The organism is Kitasatospora sp. Root107, from assembly GCF_001424875.1.
In the GTDB taxonomy this organism is placed as follows: Bacteria; Actinomycetota; Actinomycetes; order Streptomycetales; family Streptomycetaceae; genus Kitasatospora.
Map to the genome: position 1 here is coordinate 71,678 of NZ_LMCT01000067.1, position 21,680 is coordinate 93,357.

The window sequence follows — 21,680 nt, forward strand, 5'->3', positions numbered from 1 at the left end:
TCCACAGCGGGTGGGGGCCCCGGCACCGAAGGGGCAGCTCCAGCATCGTGAGGGACACCCGAGAGAGCCGACTGCTGCTCGTCCTGCTGGTCGCAGTCGCTTTCGCCCTGATCACCGTGGACATCAAGGGCGGCGAGAGCTCTCCGCTCAGCGGTGCCCGACGTGCCGCCGCGAGCGTGCTCGGCCCGGTCGAGCGCGGCGCGGCCGGAGTGGTCGACCCGGTGGCCGGCACCGTCCGGGCAGTCCGGGACGCGGGCACCCACCAGGCCCGGCTGGACCAGATCACCCGGGAGAACACCGACCTGCGCCAGCGGGTCGCCTCCTCCGACACCGCGTCAGGCCGCACCAAGCAGCTGGACGAGCTGCTGCGCACCGCCGGGAACGGCGGATACACCGTCAAGGCCGCCCAGGTGATCGCGATCGGCGCCGCCCAGGGCTTCTCCTGGACCATCACCATCGACGCCGGCAGCGACGACGGCCTGACCCGGGACATGACCGTGATCAACGGTCAGGGCCTGGTCGGCCGGATCACCACCATCGCGCCCACCACCGCCACCGTGCTGCTCGCCTCCGACCCCGGCTTCAGCGTCGGGACCAGGATGGAGGGCAGCGGCGAGATCGGTTTCGCCAACGGCCAGGGCACCGGCCCGATGAAGGTCTCGCTGCTCAACGGCAAGGCCCAGGTCAAGACCGGGGACCGGCTGGTCACCTTCGGCTCGCAGAGCGGCCGCCCGTTCGTCCCCGGCGTCCCGGTCGGCACGGTGGTCGAGGTGGAGGCGACGCCGGGTCAACTCACCAAGACCGTGCTGGTCGAGCCGTACGTCCAGTTCACCCGGCTGGACCTGGTCGGCGTGGTGGTGGTCCCGCCGCGGACCGACCCGCGTGACGCCGTGCTGCCGCCCGCCCAGCCGCCCGCCTCGACACCCGCAGGGGGGAACTGACCATGCGGATCAACCGCATCCTGCTCTCCGCCGTCCTGATCCTGCTCGGCCTGGTGATCCAGGTCAGTGTGCTCGGGCGGCTCCAACTCCCGGGCGCCACGCCCGATCTACTGCTGCTCGTGGTGGTCGGTCTGGCCCTGGTCTACGGGCCCACCGGCGGCTGCCTGGTCGGCTTCTCGGCCGGCCTGCTGGCCGACCTGGCCCCGCCCTCCGACCACGCCATCGGCCGCTACGCCCTGGTGCTCTGCCTGCTCGGCTACGTCGCCGGGCTGCTCCGCCCGGACGGCGCCCGGCAGCGCTCGGCGGTCAGCGCCCTGCTGATCGTCGCGATCGCCGCAGTCGCCTCCACCCTGCTCTACGCGACGGTCGGCGCCCTGGTCGGCGACACCGCCGCCCGGCACGTCGGCCTGACCGGGCTGGTGTTCAGCGCCCTGCTGTACGACGTGCTGCTGGCCCCCTTCGTGGTGCCCGCCGTGATGATGCTGGCCCGCCGCTTCGACGGCGGCAGCGTGGTCACCGAGTCCGAGGACTCCGGCGGTTCGGGCCTGGGCACACTGGCCCGCTACCGCACCACCCGCGAGGCGTCCCCGCTGCCCGGCTACGGCCGGAAGCGGCGGATTCCCGGCCTGGCCAAGCGCCCCTGAGGAGCGAGCACCGTTGAGCAACATCCCGGAGACCGGCCGCACCCAGCGAGTGACGATCCGTCTGATCGTCCTGCAGGTCCTGGTGCTGTCGCTGCTCGCCACCCTGGGCGGGCGGCTCTGGTACCTGCAGATCCGCACCGGCCACGAGTACGTGGAGAAGGCGGCGGGCAACCACGTCCGCGAGGTGGTCGAGCCGACCGTACGCGGCGAGATCCTGGACGCCTCGGGGCGGATCCTGGCCGGGAACGAGGCCAAGCTGGTGGTCTCGGTCAGCCGGACCTCGCTGCTCCAGCAGAAGGACCGCGGCAAGGCGGTACTGGCCCGGCTCGCCGACGTGCTCGGGATGCCCGCCAAGGACGTCCAGGACAAGGTCAGGCTCTGTGACGCCAAGACCGCGCAGCCCTGTTGGAACGGCTCGCCCTACCAGCCGATCCCGGTGACCAAGGCGGCCACCACCCAGCAGGCGATGCAGATAATGGAACGTCACGAGGACTTCCCCGGCGTCACCGCCCAGCCCACCTCGCTGCGCCGCTACACCGGCGTCGAGGGCGCCAACCTGGCCCAGGTGCTCGGCTACCTCTCACCGGTCACCGACGACGAGGTCACCAAGTCCAAGGACAAGGAGGGCCGGGAGCGCCGGCTGCCGGTCGACCAGATCGGCCGGGCCGGCCTGGAGTCGGTGTACGACAACGACCTGCGCGGCACCACCGGCATCGACCGGCTGGAGGTGGACAACCTCGGCCGGGTGATCGGCAGCGCGGGCAAGACCCCGGCGGTGCCCGGCAACAACCTGGTCACCAGCATCGACGCCCGGGTGCAGAAGGCCGTCGAGGACAACCTCGCGCAGGCCATGGTGGACGCCCGCAAGGCCTTCGACAAGGACACCAAGCGCAACTACGAGGCCGACTCCGGCGCGGCCGTGGTGATGGACGTGCACACAGGTCGGATCGTCGCGATGGCCAGCGCCCCGACCTACGACCCCAACCTCTGGGTCGGCGGTATCGCGGGCAAGGACTACGAGAGCCTGACCAGCAAGGATTCCAACTACCCGCTGCTGAACCGGGCCATACAGGGTCAGTCCGCCCCCGGCTCCACCTTCAAGGTGGTCTCCGCCGCCGCGGCCGCGCAGGCCGGCTACTCGCTGAACGGCAACTACAACTGCCCGAGCAGCATGACCATCGGCGGCCGCGAGTTCAAGAACTTCGAGAGCAAGGGCTACGGCTCGATCAGCCTGGCCCGCGCGCTGGAGGTCTCCTGCGACACCGTCTTCTACGGCCTGGCCTACGACCAGTGGATGGCCGACGGCGGCATCAAGCCCAAGAAGGAGCCGGCGGACTGGTTCTTCAAGACCGCCAAGCAGTTCGGCCTCGGCGCCAAGACCGGCATCGACCTGCCCAGCGAGGCCACCGGCCGGATCCCGGACCGGCAGTGGAAGCAGGAGTACTACGACGCCAACAAGGACGCCTGGTGCAAGCAGGCGCAGTCCGGCGGCAACGACTACGGCACCCTGGTGGCCAAGGAGAACTGCGCCGACGGCAACCAGATGCGCGCCGGTGACGCCGTCAACTACTCCATCGGTCAGGGCGACACCCTGGTGACCCCGCTCCAGATGGCCCGGATCTACTCCGCGCTCTCCAACGGCGGCACGCTCTACCGCCCGACCATCGCCAAGGCCGTGGTCAGCCCGGACGGCAAGCTGGTCCGCGAGATCGCCCCGCACGAGGACGGGAAGATCCCCGCCGACCAGCGCACTCTGCAGTACATCGACGAGGCCACCAAGGGCGTCATCGAACAGGGCTCCGCCGCCTGGAAGTTCACCGGCGCGGGCTGGCCGCAGGGCAAGATCGAGCTGCACGCGAAGACCGGCACCGCCGAGGTCTTCGGCAAGCAGACCACCTCGTACCTGACCACCTACAGCCGCGACTACGCAGTGGTCATGACGATGAGTCAGGCCGGTACCGGCTCCGGCGCCTCCGGTGACGCCGTCCGCCGGATCTACCAGGCCATCTACGGCGTGGACGACAAGGGCAACGTGGACAACGGCAAGGCCCTGCTCAGCAAGCCGCAGGCCGAGCTGCCGAAGTTCAACCCGGACGGCACCGCCGTCCACCCTGTGTCGTTCTTTCTCGACCCGCAGCAGCCGACCGCCCCCGGCGCGCCGGGCACCCTGACCCTGGCCGCCCTCGAACCCACCACCCGCACCGCCGGAAGGGGCCGGGCATGACCTCCTCGTACAGCCAGTACCGGCTCGCGCCGCAGCGCGGCACGGTGGGCCGGGTGCTGGCCAAGGGCTCCCCGTTCCGCCGGCTGGACTGGATCATGGTGCTGTCCGCCCTCGGCCTCTCGCTCGGCAGCTCGCTGCTGGTCTGGTCGGCCACCCGGGGCCGGGACTCGCTGACCCACGGGGACCCGCAGTACTTCCTGCTCCGGCACCTCACCAACCTGGCGATCGGTCTGGTGCTGTGCGGGATCGTGGTCCTGATAGGGAGTCGGCGCCTGCGCACCGCCGTGCCGGTGGTGTACGTACTGGTGGTGCTGATGCTGCTCGCGGTGCTCACCCCGCTGGGCTCGACCATCAACGGCGCCAAGGCCTGGATCCAGTTCGGCGGCGGATTCTCGATCCAGCCCGCCGAGTTCGCCAAGTTCGCCATCATCCTGACCATGGCCGTGGTGCTGTCCGCCCGGGTGGACGCGGGGGAGCGGGAGTACCCGCCCACCCGCAGCGTGCTCCAGGCGCTCGGGCTGGCCGCGCTGCCGATGGCCGTGATCATGCTGATGCCCGACCTCGGCTCGGTCATGGTGATGGGCGTCATCATCCTCGGCATCCTGCTCGCCTCAGGCGCCGCCAACCGCTGGGTCTTCGGCCTGATCGGCGCCGGTGCGCTCGGCGCGGGCGCGATCTGGCAGCTCGGGGTGCTGAGCAAGTACCAGATCGACCGGTTCGCCGCCTTCGCCAACCCCGCGCTCGACCCGGCCGGGGTCGGCTACAACACCGCCCAGGCCCGGATCGCCATCGGCTCCGGCGGCCTGACCGGGATGGGGCTCTTCAAGGGCACCCAGACCACCGGACAGTTCGTCCCCGAGCAGCAGACCGACTTCGTCTTCACGGTGGCCGGCGAGGAGCTCGGCTTCGTCGGCGCGCTCGGCCTGATCCTGCTGCTCGGGGTCATGCTCTGGCGGGCCTGCAAGATCGCCCGGCAGGCCACCGACCTGTTCGGCACCATCGTGGCGGCCGGGGTGGTCAGCTGGTTCGCCTTCCAGGCCTTCGAGAACATCGGGATGAACCTCGGCATCATGCCGGTCGCCGGTATCCCGCTGCCGTTCGTCAGCTACGGCGGTTCCTCGATGTTCGCGGTCTGGATCGGCGTCGGCCTGCTCCAGTGCGTCCGCACCCAGCGGCCGATAGGGATTTGACGCCCACGCGGTTCGGCTACCCTTGAGGGTCACCTTGTCTCCACCGAAAAGGGCTCACCGCATGCCAGTCGAATCGGTCTTCCCACGCCTGGAGGCCCTCCTCCCGCACGTCCAGAAGCCGATCCAGTACGTCGGCGGCGAGCTCAACTCGACCGTCAAGGACTGGGACAGCGCCGACGTCCGGTGGGCCCTGATGTACCCCGACGCCTACGAGGTCGGGCTGCCCAACCAGGGCGTCATGATCCTGTACGAGGTGCTCAACGAGCGCGAGGGCGTGCTCGCCGAGCGCACCTACAGCGTCTGGCCGGACCTCGAAGCGCTGATGCGCGAGCACGGCGTCCCGCAGTTCACCGTCGACGCGCACCGGCCGGTCAAGGCCTTCGACGTGTTCGGGCTCTCCTTCTCCACCGAGCTCGGCTACACCAACATGCTGACCGCGCTCGACCTGGCCGGCATCCCGCTGAACGCCGCCGACCGGGGTCTGGACGACCCGATCGTGCTGGCCGGCGGCCACGCCGCGTTCAACCCCGAGCCGATCGCGGACTTCATCGACTGCGCGGTGATCGGTGACGGCGAGCAGGCCGTGCTCGACATGACCGAGATCATCCGGGCCTGGAAGGCCGAGGGCCGCCCCGGCGGCCGCGACGAGGTGCTGCTCCGGCTGGCTCGTACGGGTGGTGTCTACGTCCCGCGCTTCTACGACGTGGACTACCTGGAGGACGGCCGGATCGCCCGCGTGGTGGCCAACCGCGAGGGCGTGCCGTGGCGGGTCAGCAAGCACACCGTGATGGACCTGGACGAGTGGCCCTACCCCAAGCAGCCGCTGGTCCCGCTCGCCGAGACCGTGCACGAGCGGATGTCCGTGGAGATCTTCCGTGGCTGCACCCGCGGCTGCCGTTTCTGCCAGGCCGGCATGATCACGCGCCCCGTGCGGGAGCGAAGCATCACCGGCATCGGCGAGATGGTCGAGCGCGGGCTGAAGGCCACCGGCTTCGAGGAGGTCGGCCTGCTCTCGCTGTCGAGCGCCGACCACACCGAGATCGGTGAGATCGCCAAGGGCCTGGCGGACCGTTACACCGAGGACAAGATCGGCCTCTCGCTGCCGTCCACCCGGGTCGACGCCTTCAACATCGACCTGGCCAACGAGCTGACCAGGAACGGCCGCCGCTCCGGTCTCACCTTCGCCCCCGAGGGCGGCTCGGAGCGCATCCGCAAGGTGATCAACAAGATGGTGTCGGAGGAGGACCTGATCCGCACCGTCGCCGCCGCCTACGGCAACGGCTGGCGCCAGGTGAAGCTGTACTTCATGGTCGGCCTCCCCACCGAGACCGACGAGGACGTCCTGCAGATCGCCACCATGGCGAAGAACGTCATCCAGAAGGGCCGCGAGGTCACCGGCCAGAACGACATCCGCTGCACGGTCTCGATCGGCGGGTTCGTCCCCAAGCCGCACACCCCGTTCCAGTGGGCGCCGCAGCTCTCCGCCGAGGAGACCGACGCGCGGCTCGGCAAGCTCCGCGACGCGATCCGGAACGACCGCAAGTACGGCAAGAACATCGGTTTCCGCTACCACGACGGCAAGCCCGGCATCATCGAGGGCCTGCTCTCCCGCGGCGACCGCCGGATCGGCGCCGTCATCCGCGCCGTCTACGAGGACGGCGGCCGCTTCGACGGCTGGCGCGAGCACTTCTCCTACGACCGCTGGATCGCGGCCGCCGAGAAGGGCCTGGCCGGCACCGGCGTCGACGTCGCCTGGTACACCACCCGTGAGCGCACCTACGAGGAGGTGCTGCCCTGGGACCACCTGGACAGCGGTCTCGACAAGGACTGGCTCTGGGAGGACTGGCAGGACTCGCTCGAAGAGGTCGAGGTCGAGGACTGCCGCTGGACCCCGTGCTTCGACTGCGGTGTCTGCCCGCAGATGCAGACGGAGATCCAGATCGGCCCGACCGGCGTGAAGCTGCTCCCGCTCACGGTCGTGAACTCGTAGTATCCAGCGCGTACCTGACGGCCCTTCCCGTTCCGGGAGGGGCCGTCTCCGCATGTGAGGGGACATCAGATGGAGCAGCAGGACGGATCGACCGGGTGCCTGACCGGAGTGGCCCGGGCGATCGCGCTGGTGGTCGTGGTGCCGGTGCGCTTCCTCTGGGAAATGCTGGCGCTTCTCCTGCGCGGGGTCGGCTGGCTGCTCTACTGGGTGCTCGGCTGGCCGCTGGTGCAGCTCTGGAAGTACCTGCTGGAGCCGCTGCTGCGGTACCTGGTGGTGATCCCGCTGAGCTGGCTCTGGCAGCAGGTGCTGGCACCGGCCGGCCGGTGGCTCTGGGCGTGGGTGCTGGCCCCGCTGGGGCGGGCGCTGGCGGCGGTGGTCCGCTGGCTGGTGACCTACCTCGTGGTGGTGCCGCTGCGCTTCCTCTGGGAGTGGGTGCTGGAGCCGCTACTGCGCTACCTGGTGGTGATTCCGCTGACCTGGCTGTGGCGCTGGGTGCTGGCGCCGGTCTTCCGGGTACTGGGCTGGGCCTGGGGGATCGCGGGCCGGATCTGGCGGTTCCTGGTGGTCCGTCCGTGCCGTTGGGTGCGGCGGCAGGTCTGGTGGCCGGTCAAGGCGGAGATCGCCCGGGTGCTGCGCGAGGTACGGCGGGCGCTGGTGGGCTGACGCAGGCCGTACCCTTGAGCCTGACAGAGTCCGGCCAGAGCCCATCATGTGAGCGGCCGGACCGGCCCACTGACTAAGGACTGAGCGACCCTGGCACGCCGCACGCCTGACGGTCCGCCGCCCGCTCCGACGGTGCAGCGCATCCGTCTCCGCTACACGAAGCGCGGCCGTCTGCGCTTCACCAGCCACCGTGACTTCCAGCGGGCGTTCGAGCGCGCGCTCCGCCGTTCGGCCGTCCCGATGGCGTACTCGGCGGGTTTCACCCCGCACCCGAAGGTCTCGTACGCCAATGCCGCCCCGACCGGGGTGGCCAGCGAGGCCGAGTACCTGGAGATCGGCCTGGCCGAGGTCCGCGACCCGGAGGTGCTGCGCGCGCTGCTCGACGGGTCGCTGCCGGACGGTCTGGACATCACCGACGCCGTCGAGGTCCGCACCCCGAACTTCGTGGAGCGGCTGGAGGCCTCCGAGTGGCAGGTCCGACTGGACCAGGTCACGCCCGAGGAGGCGGGGTCGAGGTCGAACGCCGCACCAAGAACGGCGTCCGGGTCTTCGACTCGCGCGGTGCTGTCGCGGCACTCGAGCTGCTTTCGCCGCAGGTCGGCGACGGTAACGAGAACGGTACGGACGGTACCGCCGATGTTCGTACCACCAATCCCTGTGCGATACTGCGGCTGGTAGTACGACACGCCACACCCGCCGTACGACCCGACGACGTTTTGTCCGGTCTCCGTGTGACGGCCGACCTGGCGCCGCCGGTCCCCGCTGAGGTGACCAGGCTGGCGCAGGGGCCGCTCGACGAGGAGACCGGCACGGTGACCGACCCGCTGGCGCTCGACCGCGCCGCGGCCCCGGCCGGCCTGTAGGCCGCCGGGCCGCGCGCACCTGCGTCCGCCTAGCGGGAGGAGGTCCGGCCCGGCAGCCTTTCGAGGCGAGTCGGGCCGGGTCCCTCCGGCCGCCGCGGCTCCCCAGGGGAGCGAGCGCCGTCGAACGCAGGCCAGCCCCTTGTGGCCCGCCGCCCCGGATGGGCGGTAGGTCCGAGGACCCCTCCGGCAGCCATCCGGGACGGGGGACGGCACCGGCCCGGAAAAAACTTGAAGACTGGTCAGAACCAGAAGACTTTCGACACCCCGCACTGTGCGGGGCGCCGAGCGAGACTACGAGCCCCTGTGCGGCATCGGCGTCCCGCACGGCGACGCCGTGGAGGTCGGCCCGCGAATCTCGCGACCGACCGGAACCAGCGGCGTCGTGCCGTGCCCGGATCGCGGAGCCCGGGGGCCTGACGGGAGATCCACCCGCATGCTCGAGAACGAGAACAACGAACCGCAGCAGTCCGCGGCCGACGACAGCGCGGCCCCGCCGCGTCGCCGCCGCCGCGCGGTGTCCCGCCCGGCGGGTACCCCGCAGGGCGCCGCCACCGAGACCGCCGAGACGGTCCTGCCGGCCGAGACGCACGAGACCCCGGCCGAGGTCGTCGCTGGCGAGGAGCCCGCGCCGGAGAAGCCCGTCCGGGCCCGCCGCACCCCCCGTAAGCGCGTCGAGTCCCCGGCCGGTGCGCCGGAGGCGGTCGAGATCGTCACCGAGACCGTTGTCCCGGTCGAGGTCGCCGCTGCCGAGGAGCCCGCGCCGGAGAAGCCCGTCCGGGCCCGCCGCACCCCCCGTAAGCGGGCCGAGGCCGCCCCGGTCGCCGTCGAGGAGGCCCCCGCGGTCGAGGCCGTGGCCGTGGCCGAGGAGCCCGCCCCCGTGGTCGAGGACGCCGCCCCGCCGCGCCGCGCCCGTCGCCGCCGGGTGGTCGAGGCCGCCCCGGTGGTGGCCGAGGAGCCGGTCGCCGAGGAGGAGCCCGAGGCTCCCGTCGAGGAGCCGGTGGCCGAGGCCCCGGTCGCCGAGCCCGCCCCCGTGGTCGAGGACGCCGCCCCGCCGCGGGCCCGCCGTCGCGCGGTCCGCCCGTCCACCGCGATCTTCCAGGCCCCGGTCTTCCAGGAGCCCGCGCCCTTCACCGCCCCGGCCGCGCCCGCTGCCCCGGTGAGCGCCCCGGCCGCCGCTTCGGCGCCTGCGCCCGCTCGCGCCGCCGCACCTGCCCGTGCCGCCGCTCCCGCCCGTGCCGCCACCCCGGTCGCGGCTCCGGCTGCGGCCCAGGAGGAGGACGAGTTCGAGTACAGCGGTGTCGGCCGTCGTCGCCGCACCAGCCGCCAGGTCCGGGTGCAGACCCAGCCGCGCCAGACCCGCCAGGAAGCTCGGCACGAGGCGCGTCAGGAGGCCCGCCAGGAGGCTCGTCAGGAGCCGAAGGCGACTGCGCCGCGCCAGGAGCAGCCGGCCCGCGAGGTGGCCAAGGCCGAGGCCCCGGCCCCGGCCCCGGCCCCGGTCGAGGTTGAGGTCGAGGTCGAGGAGGCGCCCGCCGAGGTGACCGCAGGACCGGAGGCCGAGAGCGAGTGGGAGGACGACCGTCCGTCCCGCCGTCGTCGCCGTGGTGGCCGTCGCCGCCGTCGTGGTGAGGCCGAGGAGTTCGAGGCCGAGCAGGGCACCGAGCCGGCCGTCGCGGCCGCCTCCGTCGAGGAGCCCGAGGACGAGGCCGAGGAGGACGACGAGGACGACCTGGCCGGTGGACTGGCCTCGTCCCGCCGTCGCCGTCGTCGTCGCCGTCGCAGTGGTGACAGCGGTGGTGGCGTCGAGCTGGCCGCCGAGACCACCGAGGACGGCGTCCGAACCGTCGTCAAGGTCCGGGAGCCGCGCCGCCGTTCGACCGAGCCGGCCTTCGACCCGGACGAGGTGCAGTCCATCAAGGGCTCCACCCGCCTGGAGGCCAAGAAGCAGCGCCGCCGCGAGGGCCGCGAGCTGGGCCGCCGCCGGGTGCCGATCATCACCGAGGCCGAGTTCCTGGCCCGCCGTGAGTCGGTCGAGCGGGTCATGGTGGTCCGTCAGAACGGCCTGCGCACCCAGATCGGTGTCCTCGAGGACAACGTCCTGGTCGAGCACTACGTGAACAAGGAGCAGGCCACCTCGTACGTCGGCAACGTCTACCTGGGCAAGGTCCAGAACGTGCTGCCGTCGATGGAGGCCGCCTTCGTCGACATCGGCAAGGGCCGCAACGCGGTGCTGTACGCCGGTGAGGTCAACTTCGGTGCGCTGGGCGGCCACGGCGGCCCGCGTCGGATCGAGTCGGTGCTCAAGTCCGGCCAGTCCGTGCTGGTCCAGGTCTCCAAGGACCCGATCGGTCACAAGGGCGCCCGCCTGACCAGCCAGATCTCGCTGCCCGGCCGCTACCTGGTCTACGTGCCCGAGGGCTCGATGACCGGCATCAGCCGCAAGCTCCCGGAGAACGAGCGGGCGCGTCTCAAGCAGATCCTCAAGAAGATCGTCCCGGACGACGCGGGCGTGATCGTGCGCACCGCCGCCGAGGGCGCCAGCGAGGACGAGCTGACCCGCGATGTGCAGCGCCTGCAGCAGCAGTGGGAGGAGATCCAGAAGAAGGCCGCCACCGGCAACGCCCCGGCGCTGCTGTACGGCGAGCCGGACATGACCGTCCGGGTCGTCCGCGACATCTTCAACGAGGACTTCACCAAGGTCATCGTCTCCGGCTCCGAGGCCTGGAGCACCATCCACGAGTACGTCACCAACGTGGCGCCGGATCTGACCGAGCGTCTGCAGCGGTGGACCTCGGACGTGGACGTGTTCGCGACCTACCGGATCGACGAGCAGCTGATGAAGGCGCTGGACCGCAAGGTCTGGCTGCCGAGCGGCGGTTCGCTGGTGATCGACCGGACCGAGGCCATGATCGTGGTCGACGTCAACACCGGTAAGTTCGTCGGCCAGGGTGGCAACCTCGAGGAGACCGTCACCCGGAACAACATCGAGGCGGCCGAGGAGATTGTCCGTCAGCTGAGGCTCCGTGACCTCGGCGGCATCATCGTGATCGACTTCATCGACATGGTGCTGGAGTCCAACCGGGACCTGGTGCTGCGTCGACTGCTGGAGTGCCTGGGCCGGGACCGGACCAAGCACCAGGTGGCCGAGGTCACCTCGCTCGGCCTGGTGCAGATGACCCGCAAGCGGGTCGGCCAGGGCCTGCTGGAGTCCTTCTCGGAGTCCTGCGTGCACTGCAACGGCCGCGGCGTGATCGTCCACATGGAGCAGCCCACCTCGGTGGGCGGCGGCGGTGGCCCGGTCGGCACCTCGGGCGAGGCGGCTGCGGCCGGCAGCTCGAAGCGTCGTCGCCGGGGCAAGGGCGGCACCTCGCAGGAGGAGTCGCAGCAGGTCACCGAGACCGTCGAGGACGAGCACGACGAGGACCACGACCACGAGGAGTTCGAGGTCATCCCGAACGGCGGCGAGCCGCTGGAGATCGCCGTTCCGGAGCCGGTCGTCGAGGCCGTGGTCGAGGCGCCGGTCGCCGAGCAGCCCGCTCCGCAGGTCGACCTGGTCGAGATCGAGGCGGCCCCGGCCGCTCCGGCCGGCCGGACCCGCCGTCGGGCGGTCCGCAAGGCGACGGCTCCGGCCGGTGCGCCGGGCGAGGCCGAGATCGTGGTGCTGCAGGCTCGCGCCGAGGCCGCGATGGAGGCCGCGCTGACGGCTGCTGCCACCCCGGTGGTCGAGGAGCCGGTGGCGGAGGTCGTCGAGGCGGCCGAGGCCGTCGTCGAGGAGCCCGTCGTGGAGGAGCCCGCAGCCGAGGTTCCGGCCGAGGAGGAGCCCGCGCCGAAGAAGCGCGCGGCCCGCAAGACCGTGGCCAAGAAGGCCGTCGCAGCCAAGAAGACCACGGCTGCGAAGAAGACCACCGCCCGCAAGACCGCTACCAAGCGGACCAGCGCGGCGGCCAAGAAGGCCGCGGCCGCCGAGGGTGATTCGGCGGCTGAGTAAGCCCTTGGGCCGGGGGCGGTTTGGCGTGTCTAGCGCCGCGCTCCCGAGCACATCACCTCTCGAAACTCGTTTCGGGGGAGGCCGCCTGTGTCCGTACCCAGGTGGCTGGCATCGAGAGTTCCGATCGAGTTAGAGAAAGCAGGTACCGCATGTACGCGATCGTTCGCGCAGGCGGCCGCCAGCACAAGGTCGCCGTCGGCGACGTGCTGGAGATTGACCGTGTTGACGTCAAGCCGGGTGACTCGGTGGAGCTCTCGACCATCCTGGTCGTCGACGGTGACGATGTCACCTCCGACCCGTGGGTCCTCGCCGGCGTGAAGGCTCACGCCGAGGTGGTCGACCACACCAAGGGTGAGAAGATCGTCATCCTGCGCTACAAGAACAAGACCGGTTACCGTCGCCGCCAGGGCCACCGCCAGCGCCACACCGCTGTCCGGATCACCAGCATCGACTCCGTCAGCAAGTAAGGGGATAGCGAGATGGCACACAAGAAGGGCGCAAGCTCTACCCGGAACGGCCGTGACTCGAACGCCCAGCGCCTCGGCGTCAAGCGTTTCGGTGGTCAGGTCGTCAGCGCCGGCGAGATCCTGGTCCGCCAGCGTGGCACCCACTTCCACCCGGGTGCGGGCGTCGGTCGCGGTGGCGACGACACCCTGTTCGCGCTGAACGCCGGTGCGGTGCAGTTCGGCACCCACCGCGGTCGCCGCGTTGTGAACATCGTGGCCGTCGAGGCCTGATTTCTGGCCTAGCGTCGGAACTCACATGGAGGGTGGGCCGGAATTTTCCGGTCCACCCTCCATGCTTTGAAGTACGAATACCTGTTTTTTCCTTGTATCTGGAGGCACACCCCATGACCACCTTCGTGGACCGCGTCGAACTGCATGTCGCCGCGGGTAACGGGGGCCACGGCTGCGCCTCCGTTCACCGGGAGAAGTTCAAGCCGCTCGGCGGGCCCGACGGCGGTAACGGCGGTGAGGGCGGCAGCGTCATCCTCATGGTCGACGCCCAGGTCACCACCCTGCTCGAGTACCACCACTCGCCCAAGCGCAAGGCCACCAACGGCAAGCCGGGCGCCGGCGCTCACCGCACCGGCTCGACCGGTGGGGACCTGGTGCTGCCGGTGCCGGACGGCACCGTGGTGATGGACAAGCAGGGCAACGTGCTGGCCGACCTGGTCGGCCACGGCACCAGCTTCATCGCTGCGGCCGGTGGCCGTGGCGGTCTCGGCAACTCGGCGCTCTCCTCGGCCCGCCGCAAGGCCCCCGGCTTCGCCCTGCTCGGCGAGCCCGGCGAGGCCCGCGACATCGTGATGGAGCTCAAGTCCGTCGCCGACGTCGCCCTGGTGGGCTACCCGAGCGCCGGCAAGTCCTCGCTCATCTCGGTGATCTCGGCCGCCAAGCCGAAGATCGCCGACTACCCGTTCACCACCCTGATCCCCAACCTCGGTGTGGTCACCGCGGGCGAGACGGTCTACACCGTCGCCGACGTCCCCGGCCTGATCCCCGGCGCCAGCCAGGGCCGCGGTCTGGGCCTGGAGTTCCTGCGCCACGTCGAGCGCTGCACCGTCCTGGTGCACGTGCTGGACTGCGCCACGCTGGACCCGGGCCGTGACCCGCTCACCGACCTGGAGACCATCGAGGCCGAGCTCGCCCAGTACGGCGGTCTGGACGACCGCCCGCGCCTGGTCGCGCTCAACAAGATCGACGTGCCGGACGGCCAGGACATCGCCGACCTGACCCGGGCTTCGCTGGAGGAGCGCGGCTACCGCGTCTTCGAGGTCTCCGCCGCCTCCCGCGCGGGCCTGCGCGAGCTCAACTACGCGATGGCCCAGATCGTCGCCGAGGCGCGGGCCGCCAAGCCGCTCCAGGAGGCCACCCGGATCGTGCTGCGGCCGACCGCCGTGGACGACGCCGGCTTCACCGTCACCGAGGAGGACGGCGCCTTCCGGGTGCGCGGCCTCAAGCCCGAGCGCTGGGTCCGGCAGACCGACTTCTCCAACGACGAGGCGGTCGGTTACCTGGCCGACCGGCTGGCCCGGCTCGGCGTCGAGGACCAGCTCTGGAAGGTCGGTGCCACCGAGGGCGACACCGTCATCATCGGCCCGGACGAGAACGCCGTGGTCTTCGACTGGGAGCCGACCCTGGCCGCCGGCGCCGAGATGCTCGGCCGCCGTGGCGAGGACCACCGCCTGGACACCCAGCGCCCCGCGCTGGACCGCCGTCGCGACAAGCAGAAGCTGCGCGACTCGGCCGAGGACGAGTTCCTCGCCTTCGAGGCGCTCTCCAGCAAGCGCCCGGCGGCGCTGGACATGGACGACTCGGGCGACTCGGGCGACGACGAGTAACTCGCCTGCCGCCACAGGGGCGTGGGAAGCCGACCGGCTGCCCACGCCCCTGTGGCGTGTCCACGGGCTGAAAGGCCGTCGGGGGCGGAGGCCCGGATCGCGTAGATTACGACCCGTCGATTCTCCTGTGGAGGCAAGCCCGATGACGGACCAGACCCTGCGTCAGGAGGTCCTGACCGCACGCCGCATCGTGGTCAAGGTCGGCTCCTCCTCGCTCACCACCGCTGCTGGCGGACTCGACGCGGACCGGGTGGACGCGCTGGTCGACGCCCTGGCCAAAGCCCGCAGCCAGCCGTCGGCCCCCGAGATCGTGCTGGTCTCCTCCGGTGCGATCGCGGCCGGCCTGGCCCCGCTCGGGCTGGACCGCCGCCCGCCGGACCTGGCCCGCCAGCAGGCCGCCGCCAGCGTCGGCCAGGGCCTGCTGGTCGCCCGGTACACCGCCTCGTTCGCCCGGTACGGCGTCCGGGTCGGCCAGGTGCTGCTGACCGCCGAGGACGCCAGCCGCCGGGCGCACTACCGGAACGCGTACCGGACCCTGGACCAGCTGCTGGCGATGGGCGCGATGCCGATCGTCAACGAGAACGACACCGTCGCCACCGCCGAGATCAAGTTCGGTGACAACGACCGGCTGGCCGCACTGGTCGCCCACCTGGTCCGGGCCGACCTGCTGGTGCTGCTCTCCGACGTGGACGGCCTGTACGACGGTGACCCGAGCAAGCCCGGCACCAGCCGGATCGACCAGGTCAGCGGCCCGCACGACCTGGACGGCATCGAGATCGGCAGCACCGGCAAGGCCGGGGTCGGCACCGGCGGCATGGTCACCAAGGTGGAGGCCGCCCGGATCGCCACCGGCGCCGGAATCCCGGTGGTGCTGACCGCCGCCAGCCAGGCCGGCGACGCGCTGGCGGGCCGTCAGACCGGCACCCTGTTCCTGCGCACCGGCAGCCGCTCCGCCGACCGGCTGCTCTGGCTGGAGCACGCCAGCAGCCCGCGCGGCGCCCTCCAGCTGGACCCGGGCGCGGTCGAGGCGGTGGTGACCGGCGGGAAGTCGCTGCTGCCCGCCGGGGTGACCCGGGTGGACGGGGAGTTCTCCGCCGGTGATCCGGTGGACCTTCTTGGCGAAAACGGCCACATCGTCGCCCGTGGACTGGTCAACTTTGATGCGAGGGAGTTGCCCCGTCTGCTCGGCCGGTCCACCAGAGAGCTGGCCCAGGAGCTCGGTGCCGCGTACGAGCGCGAGGTCATCCACCGCGACGACCTGGTCATCCTGCGCGGCTGACGGGCCGGACCCCTAGGCCGTCCGCAGCGGCCACGACACGACGTCGCCGAACAGGAGGCCGCCGGTGGGACGAAGATTGACCAGCATCGACGGCGGCCGGGGCGAACAGGCACCCGAAGAACCCCGGGCCACCGTACGCCAGTTGCACGACCGGGCCGAGCTCCCCGAGGAGGAGCAGCCCAGACTGTGGCACGTCGTGCTGAGCGTGGCGGGCAAGGTCACCCCGCTGGCCGAGCTCCGGTCCGGGCTCGAACAGCTGGCCCACGACCACTCGTTCTTCCTGACGGCCCGTTACGCGTCCGACCACGCCGAGATCCGGTACTGGGAGCAGGCCCGGGACCTGCACGACGCCGCCGCGATTGCGCTCCGGCTCTGGGGCGAGCACAAGAGCTCGGCGAACTTACCGCCGTGGGAGATCGTCGGCCTCGAGGTGGTGGACCGTCCGACCTATCACAAGCGGATCGCCGAGGGCTTCGGCGATCCGCCGCCGCACCTGGGAGGGGTGCACCCCTACTAGGGCCTGTCTCAGCGGTCGATCAGCGGCTCCGGGCGGTCGGGCGCAGTCGCTACCCTTGGCCGCATGACCAGCGACCAGACCACCGACAGCCCCGTCCTCGCCGTCGCGCGCCGTGCCCGTGAGGCGGCCGCCGTGCTCGCCCCGCTGCCGCGTTCGGTGAAGGACGCCGCGCTGCTGGCGATCGCCGACGCGCTGCTCGCCCGGACCGGGGAGATCACCGCCGCCAACGCCGAGGATGTGGCGAAGGCCCGCGCGGCGGAGACCCCGGAGTCGGTGATCGACCGGCTCACGCTCACCGAGGAGCGGATCGCGGCGATCGCCGCCGACGTCCGATCGGTGGTCGGCCTGCCCGACCCGGTCGGCGAGGTGATCCGGGGCTACACGCTGCCGAACGGTCTGGACGTCCGTCAGATCCGGGTCCCGCTGGGCGTGGTGGGCATCATCTACGAGGCCCGCCCCAACGTCACGGTGGACGCCGCCGCGCTCTGCCTGAAGTCCGGCAACGCGGTGCTGCTGCGCGGCTCGGCCTCCGCGTACCGCTCCAACACCGCGTTGGTCGGGGTGCTCCGGGACGCGGTGGCCGGGGCCGGCCTACCTGCCGACGTGATCCAGCTGGTGCCCGGTGAGAGCCGGGACTCGGTGCAGGAGCTGATGCGGGCCCGGGGCCTGGTGGACGTGCTGATCCCGCGCGGTGGCGCCTCGCTGATCAAGACCGTGGTCGAGGGCTCCACCGTGCCGGTGATCGAGACCGGCACCGGCAACTGCCACGTCTACGTGGACGCCGAGACCGATCTGGCGATGGCGGTCGGCATCCTGCTGAACTCCAAGGCCCAGCGGGTCAGCGTCTGCAACACCGCCGAGACCCTGCTGGTCCACCAGGACGTCGCGGACGCCTTCCTGCCGCTCGCGCTGGCCGCGCTGGCCGAGGCCGGGGTGACCGTGCACGGCGACGACGCGGTACTCAAGGCCGCCGAGGGCTCGGCCGCCACCGTGCTGCCCGCCACCGAGGAGGACTGGGAGACCGAGTACCTCAGTTACGACATCGCGGCCGCCGTGGTGCCCTCGCTGGACGCCGCCGTCGCGCACATCCGGCGCTGGTCCTCGGGCCACACCGAGGCGATCGTGACCACCTCGCAGGCCGCCGCCCGCCGCTTCACCCAGCTGGTCGACTCCACCACCGTGGCGGTCAACGCCTCGACCCGGTTCACCGACGGGGGTGAGTTCGGTTTCGGCGCCGAGATCGGGATCTCCACCCAGAAGCTGCACGCGCGCGGGCCGATGGGCCTGCCGGAGCTGACCTCGACCAAGTACATCGTCACCGGTGACGGGCATGTCCGGGGCGGCGCTACGCCTACCGTGGGTGGTACGAACGGCTGACGCAGACTCAGCGGTGGGCGCGGTTCCGGCTCGCGTCCCCGGATGAACTACCGGGACCCACAGACAAAACCCCCGCCCGGTAATACATTGAATCCGTGGCTGAGGACGTGGGGGGCTCGCCGTACTCCGACGGCGCCGACCACGGTGGAGCGGACGACGAGTTCGCCACCGTGGTCCTTGACGAGGCATTCATCCGGTCCGCCGCCGTGCACGAGCCGAGCGCCGAGGAGCGGCAGCTGGCCGCCGCCGAGGCGAGGTTCGAGCCCGACACGGCGGCACTCGGCCGGGTCCCGGAGTTCACCGCGACGGACGGGCTGCCGCTGGAGCTGCGCCCGCACCCGAGCGGCCTGGACGACGACCGGCACTACACCGACCCCTGGTCCGGCGGCGGCCGGGCCGCCCGGCGGCTGCGCCGGAGCCGCGCGGACGGCTTCGATCCGAGCCGGGTGAACGGCGGCCGGCAGGTCGCCCAGCAGCGCTGGCACCGTCCGGTCGCCTGGGTGCTCGCGGTGGTGATGGGCGTCAGCGTGGTGGCCGTCGCGGTGGCCGCGATCTACCGCGGTACGGGCGGCGGGGAGCAGCCGGCCAGCCGCCCGGAGACCGGCACCAGCACCAGTGGGGCGCCGCCACGTGGCGAAACCTCGCAGGTGCCACCGGTGACGGTTTCGACCAGCCACTGAGGCCCCACCGGCAGTGCGACCGGCAGCTCACCGGCAGGCACGAAGAAGTTACGCACAGCCTCTCGTGGCGCGTCGGCACCGGCTCTACCCTTGAGTCATGGGTGACCCGGTCGAGCCTCCGGAGGGTACGCCCGACGGTGGTTCCGGTAACGAGGACGAGTACCGATCCGTCGTCTTCGACGAGTCGTTCGTCCGGGCTGCCCGGATCCAGGAGCTCTCGGCCCGGGAGCGACTGGGTGGCAACTACTCTCGTGCGGTTCGCCGGCGCGGTCTGTTCGGCTCGCTGTCCCGGCAGGCGCTGGCACTGCTGCTGTTGGTGGTGCTGGCCTTTGCGGCGGCGGTGTACTTCGGGATTTCCGCCCCCCAACCGCAGTCCGGTCGGCCGAGCGGTAGCCAACTGACCGTCAGCCTGGTGGCGTTGGCCCCGAGTTCGGCCGTCGCACCGGTGGCCGACCCGAACGCCCCGTTCGCCGGCCTGCCCGCGAGCTACCGGGACGGCGTCGTCGGCCTCGGCACCCCGGGCGGCTCGGCCACCGTGCACTTCACCCGGACCGAGGTGGTCCGGGCGCTCGACACCGTCCAGCGCTACCTGAGCATCTCCTCGCTGGCCCCGGGCACGCTGGTGCACGGCGACGCGGCGGAGGCCCGCCGCCTGGTCACCCCCGGGCAGCAGACCCAGTACGACCAGAGCATGGCCACTCCCAGCGACGACCAGCACCACGCGGCCACCGGCTGGCTGGTCCGCTTCGACCCCGGCCAGGTCGCGCTCGCGGTGGACACCGTCAAGGCGGTCGGCGCGATGAAGATCGACGAGGTGAACGCGGGCGTGCTGGCGATCGACACCGACCACACCTTCGTCTACGCGCTCCGGCCCGCCGACGCACCGAGCGGGCCGGTCACGCTGCACACCGTGCGGCGGGCGCTGCGGTTCGAGTTCGACCGGGCCGACCTGTCGGCGGGGCGGCTCCGCCTGGTCGACTCGGTCGTCCAGACGGGGCCGACCCCGTGCAACAGCCGGCTGTCGGCCTACCTGCAGCCGATGCTCGGCGGCACCACCTCGGCCGCGGTCACCGACCCGGGTGACCATGCGCGGTCGGCCTGGGCGGTGTGTGCGGTGCTCAAGCCTTAGGCAGGCGCCCAGGCATCTACGGTCCAGGGGCTCGGGGAACTGCGAGGAGATCTGGCGCCGGGGTCACTGCGAAAGTGCCTGACCATTTATGTACGGGTGACCTTTTTTCGAGGTTGGCGTCGCCCCGCGGCGGAGCCGCCCATCAGCAGGGCCCCGAGCCCCTGGTGGTGCATGGTTATTCGCCGTTGGTGTTGCGGGGTCCCGTGAAGGTGTCGCGGAGTTTGCCGCCTACGGTGGCGGCGCCGCCGGCGACGTCGCGGATGAGGCCCATCAGGGGGTCCTTGGTCTCCTTCATGGACTTGGAGTAGGAGTCGGCCGCCGCCTTCCACTGCTCGCCGACCGAGGCGTTCGGGTCGTCCGTGCGGCGGGGGTAGGCGCCGGCCAGGATGGAGCGGTAGTCGTCGCTGTCGGCCCACTTCTTCAGCTTGGCGACCCGGACCACCGCGAAGGGGTGGGTCTGCGGGAGGACCTGGAGCAGCTTGAGCACGCCGTCCCGCAGGTCGCCGGCCTTGTCGTACTCCTCGGCCTGCTCCAGGAAGGCGTCGACGTTCATCTCGGCCAGGTTGTGGCCGCCGGCCAGCTTCATCAGGCCGCGCATCGAGGCCTGCAGGTCCTGACCGGCCAGCAGACCGGCCCGGTCGCAGGAGAGTTCGGCCTTGCGGAACCACTCCTTGAGGGCGGTGATCACGGCGGTGATGGCGAGGGTGCCGAGCGGGATCCAGGCGATCCGGGTGGCGATGTTGGTGAGGATCAGCAGCATCGTCCGGTAGACCGCGTGGCCGGACATCGCGTGGCCGACCTCGTGGCCGATCACCGCACGGAGCTCCTCCTCGTCCAACAGGTCGACCAGTCCGCTGGTGACCACGATGATCGGGGCGTCCATCCCGATGCACATCGCGTTCACCGTCGGGTCCTGGGTGACGTACAGGTCGGGGACCTTCTCCAGGTCCAGGATGTAGGCGGCGTCCCGCACCATGGCGTGCAGCTCGGGGAACTGACGCTCCGACGTGCGGACGGCGGTGGCCAGGAACATCAGGCGCACGCTGCGCTCGGAGACCAGCCCGGCCAGCTTCTTCAGGACGTCGTCGAAGCCGGACAGCTTCCGCAGGGCGACCAGCGCCGAGCGGTCGGCCGGGTGCTCCCAGGCCCGGGTGGAGATCCCGGGGAAACGCTCACGGCGGCGGCTCGGCGTGCTGTCCTTGGTCATGTCCGTCATGTGCTGAGTACCTCCTGCTCGACGCCGGCACCGGCTCTGCCCGGCCCCCGCTGCTGTTCGCTACAACGTCTGTTCGCGTGTACTCGTCCCCGCCGGCCACAGTACGCCCGGGGGTCCGGTCCGATGTCCGGTACGTCCGGGTCTACGCTGGGGCCGAGCCGAACGGACCGAGGAGAGACCGCTGATGAACCCCGCCACCTTCGCCCAGCTGGCCGGACCGGTCTCCACCGAGCCGGGCCCCGGGCTGTTCCTGCGGATCATCCTGATCAGCTCCGTGGTCGGCATCGGCCTGCTGGTCTGGGCGCTGGCCCGCGCCGGGCGCGACAACTGACGCCACGTCCGAGAGGCCCACGCCGAGTCAGACGCGGTGGGGCGCCGCGCGGTTGCGCGTACCACCCCCGTACGATGAGCGCGCAGACAAGCCTGGCCCCACCCCTCACCGAGTCGAGAAGGTCCTGCCGACCATGAGCACTTCCGCACTGCCCCTCCTGACCCAGCTGGCCGAAGGCGCCTCCGAGGGCGGCAACCACGAGAGCCTCAGCCCGTACCTGACCGGCGGCGCCGGCCTGGGCATCCTGCTGCTGCTGCTCTGGATCACCACTCGCTTCAACCGCGACCGCTGAGCCGGTCCGTTCCGG

Annotated in this window: 18 protein-coding genes and 1 pseudogene; 18 read left to right on the plus strand and 1 reads right to left on the minus strand. The window is 71.4% G+C overall.

Features of this window, described 5'->3' with window-relative positions; all coding sequences use genetic code 11:
• Positions 1 to 47 precede the first annotated feature (47 nt).
• The 16 genes and pseudogenes from mreC (at position 48) to ASC99_RS31660 (ending at position 19,826) form a co-directional block, all read left to right on the plus strand.
• A complete protein-coding gene (gene mreC / locus ASC99_RS31585) occupies positions 48 to 941 on the plus strand; it encodes a rod shape-determining protein MreC (protein ID WP_057238540.1) in 894 nt (297 codons plus the stop codon).
• Between the two features lie 2 nt (positions 942 to 943).
• Positions 944 to 1,585 (plus strand): rod shape-determining protein MreD, encoded by a 642-nt coding sequence (gene mreD / locus ASC99_RS31590; protein ID WP_057238542.1) that lies wholly within the window; start codon positions 944 to 946, stop codon positions 1,583 to 1,585.
• Between the two features lie 13 nt (positions 1,586 to 1,598).
• Positions 1,599 to 3,809 carry a penicillin-binding protein 2 gene (mrdA, locus tag ASC99_RS31595; RefSeq protein ID WP_057238544.1) on the plus strand — a complete coding sequence of 737 codons (2,211 nt, stop codon included), beginning with the start codon at positions 1,599 to 1,601 and terminating at the stop codon, positions 3,807 to 3,809.
• Complete coding sequence (gene rodA / locus ASC99_RS31600) at positions 3,806 to 4,999, plus strand: rod shape-determining protein RodA (RefSeq protein ID WP_057238546.1); 1,194 nt, start codon at positions 3,806 to 3,808, stop codon at positions 4,997 to 4,999. Before mrdA ends, rodA begins: the two co-directional genes overlap by 4 nt.
• 61 nt (positions 5,000 to 5,060) lie before the next feature.
• Positions 5,061 to 6,989 (plus strand): TIGR03960 family B12-binding radical SAM protein, encoded by a 1,929-nt coding sequence (locus tag ASC99_RS31605; RefSeq protein ID WP_057238548.1) that lies wholly within the window; start codon positions 5,061 to 5,063, stop codon positions 6,987 to 6,989.
• Between the two features lie 69 nt (positions 6,990 to 7,058).
• Positions 7,059 to 7,652: a hypothetical protein gene (locus tag ASC99_RS31610; RefSeq protein WP_057238550.1), complete on the plus strand. Its 594-nt coding sequence runs from the start codon at positions 7,059 to 7,061 to the stop codon at positions 7,650 to 7,652.
• Positions 7,653 to 7,784: 132 nt separating this feature from the next.
• A pseudogene (locus ASC99_RS31615) lies at positions 7,785 to 8,515 on the plus strand (TIGR03936 family radical SAM-associated protein).
• A 433-nt stretch (positions 8,516 to 8,948) separates the two neighbouring features.
• Positions 8,949 to 12,500: an Rne/Rng family ribonuclease gene (locus tag ASC99_RS31620; RefSeq protein ID WP_057238551.1), complete on the plus strand. Its 3,552-nt coding sequence runs from the start codon at positions 8,949 to 8,951 to the stop codon at positions 12,498 to 12,500.
• 149 nt (positions 12,501 to 12,649) lie between these two features.
• Positions 12,650 to 12,967, plus strand: coding sequence for a 50S ribosomal protein L21 (gene rplU / locus ASC99_RS31625; RefSeq protein WP_057238553.1), 318 nt, complete (start codon positions 12,650 to 12,652; stop codon positions 12,965 to 12,967).
• Between the two features lie 12 nt (positions 12,968 to 12,979).
• The gene (gene rpmA / locus ASC99_RS31630; protein ID WP_057238555.1) at positions 12,980 to 13,237 is read left to right on the plus strand and encodes a 50S ribosomal protein L27; all 258 of its coding nucleotides are present in this window, start codon (positions 12,980 to 12,982) and stop codon (positions 13,235 to 13,237) included.
• 113 nt (positions 13,238 to 13,350) lie between these two features.
• Positions 13,351 to 14,844, plus strand: coding sequence for a GTPase ObgE (gene obgE, locus ASC99_RS31635; protein WP_057238557.1), 1,494 nt, complete (start codon positions 13,351 to 13,353; stop codon positions 14,842 to 14,844).
• Positions 14,845 to 14,986: 142 nt separating this feature from the next.
• Complete coding sequence (gene proB / locus ASC99_RS31640; protein WP_057238559.1) at positions 14,987 to 16,123, plus strand: glutamate 5-kinase; 1,137 nt, start codon at positions 14,987 to 14,989, stop codon at positions 16,121 to 16,123.
• A gap of 64 nt (positions 16,124 to 16,187) precedes the next feature.
• Positions 16,188 to 16,640, plus strand: a complete 453-nt coding sequence (locus ASC99_RS31645) for a hypothetical protein (RefSeq protein WP_157531883.1) — start codon at positions 16,188 to 16,190, stop codon at positions 16,638 to 16,640.
• Positions 16,641 to 16,703: 63 nt separating this feature from the next.
• The gene (locus ASC99_RS31650; RefSeq protein ID WP_057238566.1) at positions 16,704 to 18,017 is read left to right on the plus strand and encodes a glutamate-5-semialdehyde dehydrogenase; all 1,314 of its coding nucleotides are present in this window, start codon (positions 16,704 to 16,706) and stop codon (positions 18,015 to 18,017) included.
• 95 nt (positions 18,018 to 18,112) lie between these two features.
• On the plus strand, positions 18,113 to 18,697 hold the full coding sequence (locus ASC99_RS31655; protein WP_063857250.1) for a hypothetical protein: 585 nt from the start codon (positions 18,113 to 18,115) through the stop codon (positions 18,695 to 18,697).
• Positions 18,698 to 18,794: 97 nt separating this feature from the next.
• The gene (locus ASC99_RS31660; RefSeq protein WP_057238572.1) at positions 18,795 to 19,826 is read left to right on the plus strand and encodes a hypothetical protein; all 1,032 of its coding nucleotides are present in this window, start codon (positions 18,795 to 18,797) and stop codon (positions 19,824 to 19,826) included.
• A gap of 175 nt (positions 19,827 to 20,001) precedes the next feature.
• On the opposite strand, the gene ASC99_RS31665 is transcribed toward ASC99_RS31660, so the two are convergent.
• Positions 20,002 to 21,042: a M48 family metallopeptidase gene (locus ASC99_RS31665; RefSeq protein ID WP_057238573.1), complete on the minus strand. Its 1,041-nt coding sequence runs from the start codon at positions 21,040 to 21,042 to the stop codon at positions 20,002 to 20,004.
• 184 nt (positions 21,043 to 21,226) lie between these two features.
• Between ASC99_RS31665 and ASC99_RS39155 the strand changes: the two genes are divergently transcribed.
• Together ASC99_RS39155 and ASC99_RS39935 are read left to right on the plus strand one after the other, a co-directional pair.
• Positions 21,227 to 21,373, plus strand: a complete 147-nt coding sequence (locus tag ASC99_RS39155) for a hypothetical protein (RefSeq protein WP_157531884.1) — start codon at positions 21,227 to 21,229, stop codon at positions 21,371 to 21,373.
• Positions 21,374 to 21,506: 133 nt separating this feature from the next.
• On the plus strand, positions 21,507 to 21,665 hold the full coding sequence (locus ASC99_RS39935; protein ID WP_184919542.1) for a hypothetical protein: 159 nt from the start codon (positions 21,507 to 21,509) through the stop codon (positions 21,663 to 21,665).
• The last annotated feature ends 15 nt before the right edge of the window (positions 21,666 to 21,680 follow it).

What these genes read in the sequence shown, in the direction of transcription:
- mreD (WP_057238542.1), top strand. Translation starts at nt 944, where the DNA reads ATGCGGATCAACCGCATCCTGCTCTCCGCCGTCCTGATCCTGCTCGGC.
- rodA (WP_057238546.1), top strand. Translation starts at nt 3,806, where the DNA reads ATGACCTCCTCGTACAGCCAGTACCGGCTCGCGCCGCAGCGCGGCACG.
- ASC99_RS31605 (WP_057238548.1), top strand. Translation starts at nt 5,061, where the DNA reads ATGCCAGTCGAATCGGTCTTCCCACGCCTGGAGGCCCTCCTCCCGCAC.
- ASC99_RS31610 (WP_057238550.1), top strand. Translation starts at nt 7,059, where the DNA reads ATGGAGCAGCAGGACGGATCGACCGGGTGCCTGACCGGAGTGGCCCGG.
- ASC99_RS31620 (WP_057238551.1), top strand. Translation starts at nt 8,949, where the DNA reads ATGCTCGAGAACGAGAACAACGAACCGCAGCAGTCCGCGGCCGACGAC.
- rplU (WP_057238553.1), top strand. Translation starts at nt 12,650, where the DNA reads ATGTACGCGATCGTTCGCGCAGGCGGCCGCCAGCACAAGGTCGCCGTC.
- rpmA (WP_057238555.1), top strand. Translation starts at nt 12,980, where the DNA reads ATGGCACACAAGAAGGGCGCAAGCTCTACCCGGAACGGCCGTGACTCG.
- obgE (WP_057238557.1), top strand. Translation starts at nt 13,351, where the DNA reads ATGACCACCTTCGTGGACCGCGTCGAACTGCATGTCGCCGCGGGTAAC.
- proB (WP_057238559.1), top strand. Translation starts at nt 14,987, where the DNA reads ATGACGGACCAGACCCTGCGTCAGGAGGTCCTGACCGCACGCCGCATC.
- ASC99_RS31650 (WP_057238566.1), top strand. Translation starts at nt 16,704, where the DNA reads ATGACCAGCGACCAGACCACCGACAGCCCCGTCCTCGCCGTCGCGCGC.
- ASC99_RS31660 (WP_057238572.1), top strand. Translation starts at nt 18,795, where the DNA reads ATGGGTGACCCGGTCGAGCCTCCGGAGGGTACGCCCGACGGTGGTTCC.
- ASC99_RS31665 (WP_057238573.1), bottom strand. Translation starts at nt 21,042, where the DNA reads ATGACGGACATGACCAAGGACAGCACGCCGAGCCGCCGCCGTGAGCGT.
- ASC99_RS39155 (WP_157531884.1), top strand. Translation starts at nt 21,227, where the DNA reads ATGAACCCCGCCACCTTCGCCCAGCTGGCCGGACCGGTCTCCACCGAG.
- ASC99_RS39935 (WP_184919542.1), top strand. Translation starts at nt 21,507, where the DNA reads ATGAGCACTTCCGCACTGCCCCTCCTGACCCAGCTGGCCGAAGGCGCC.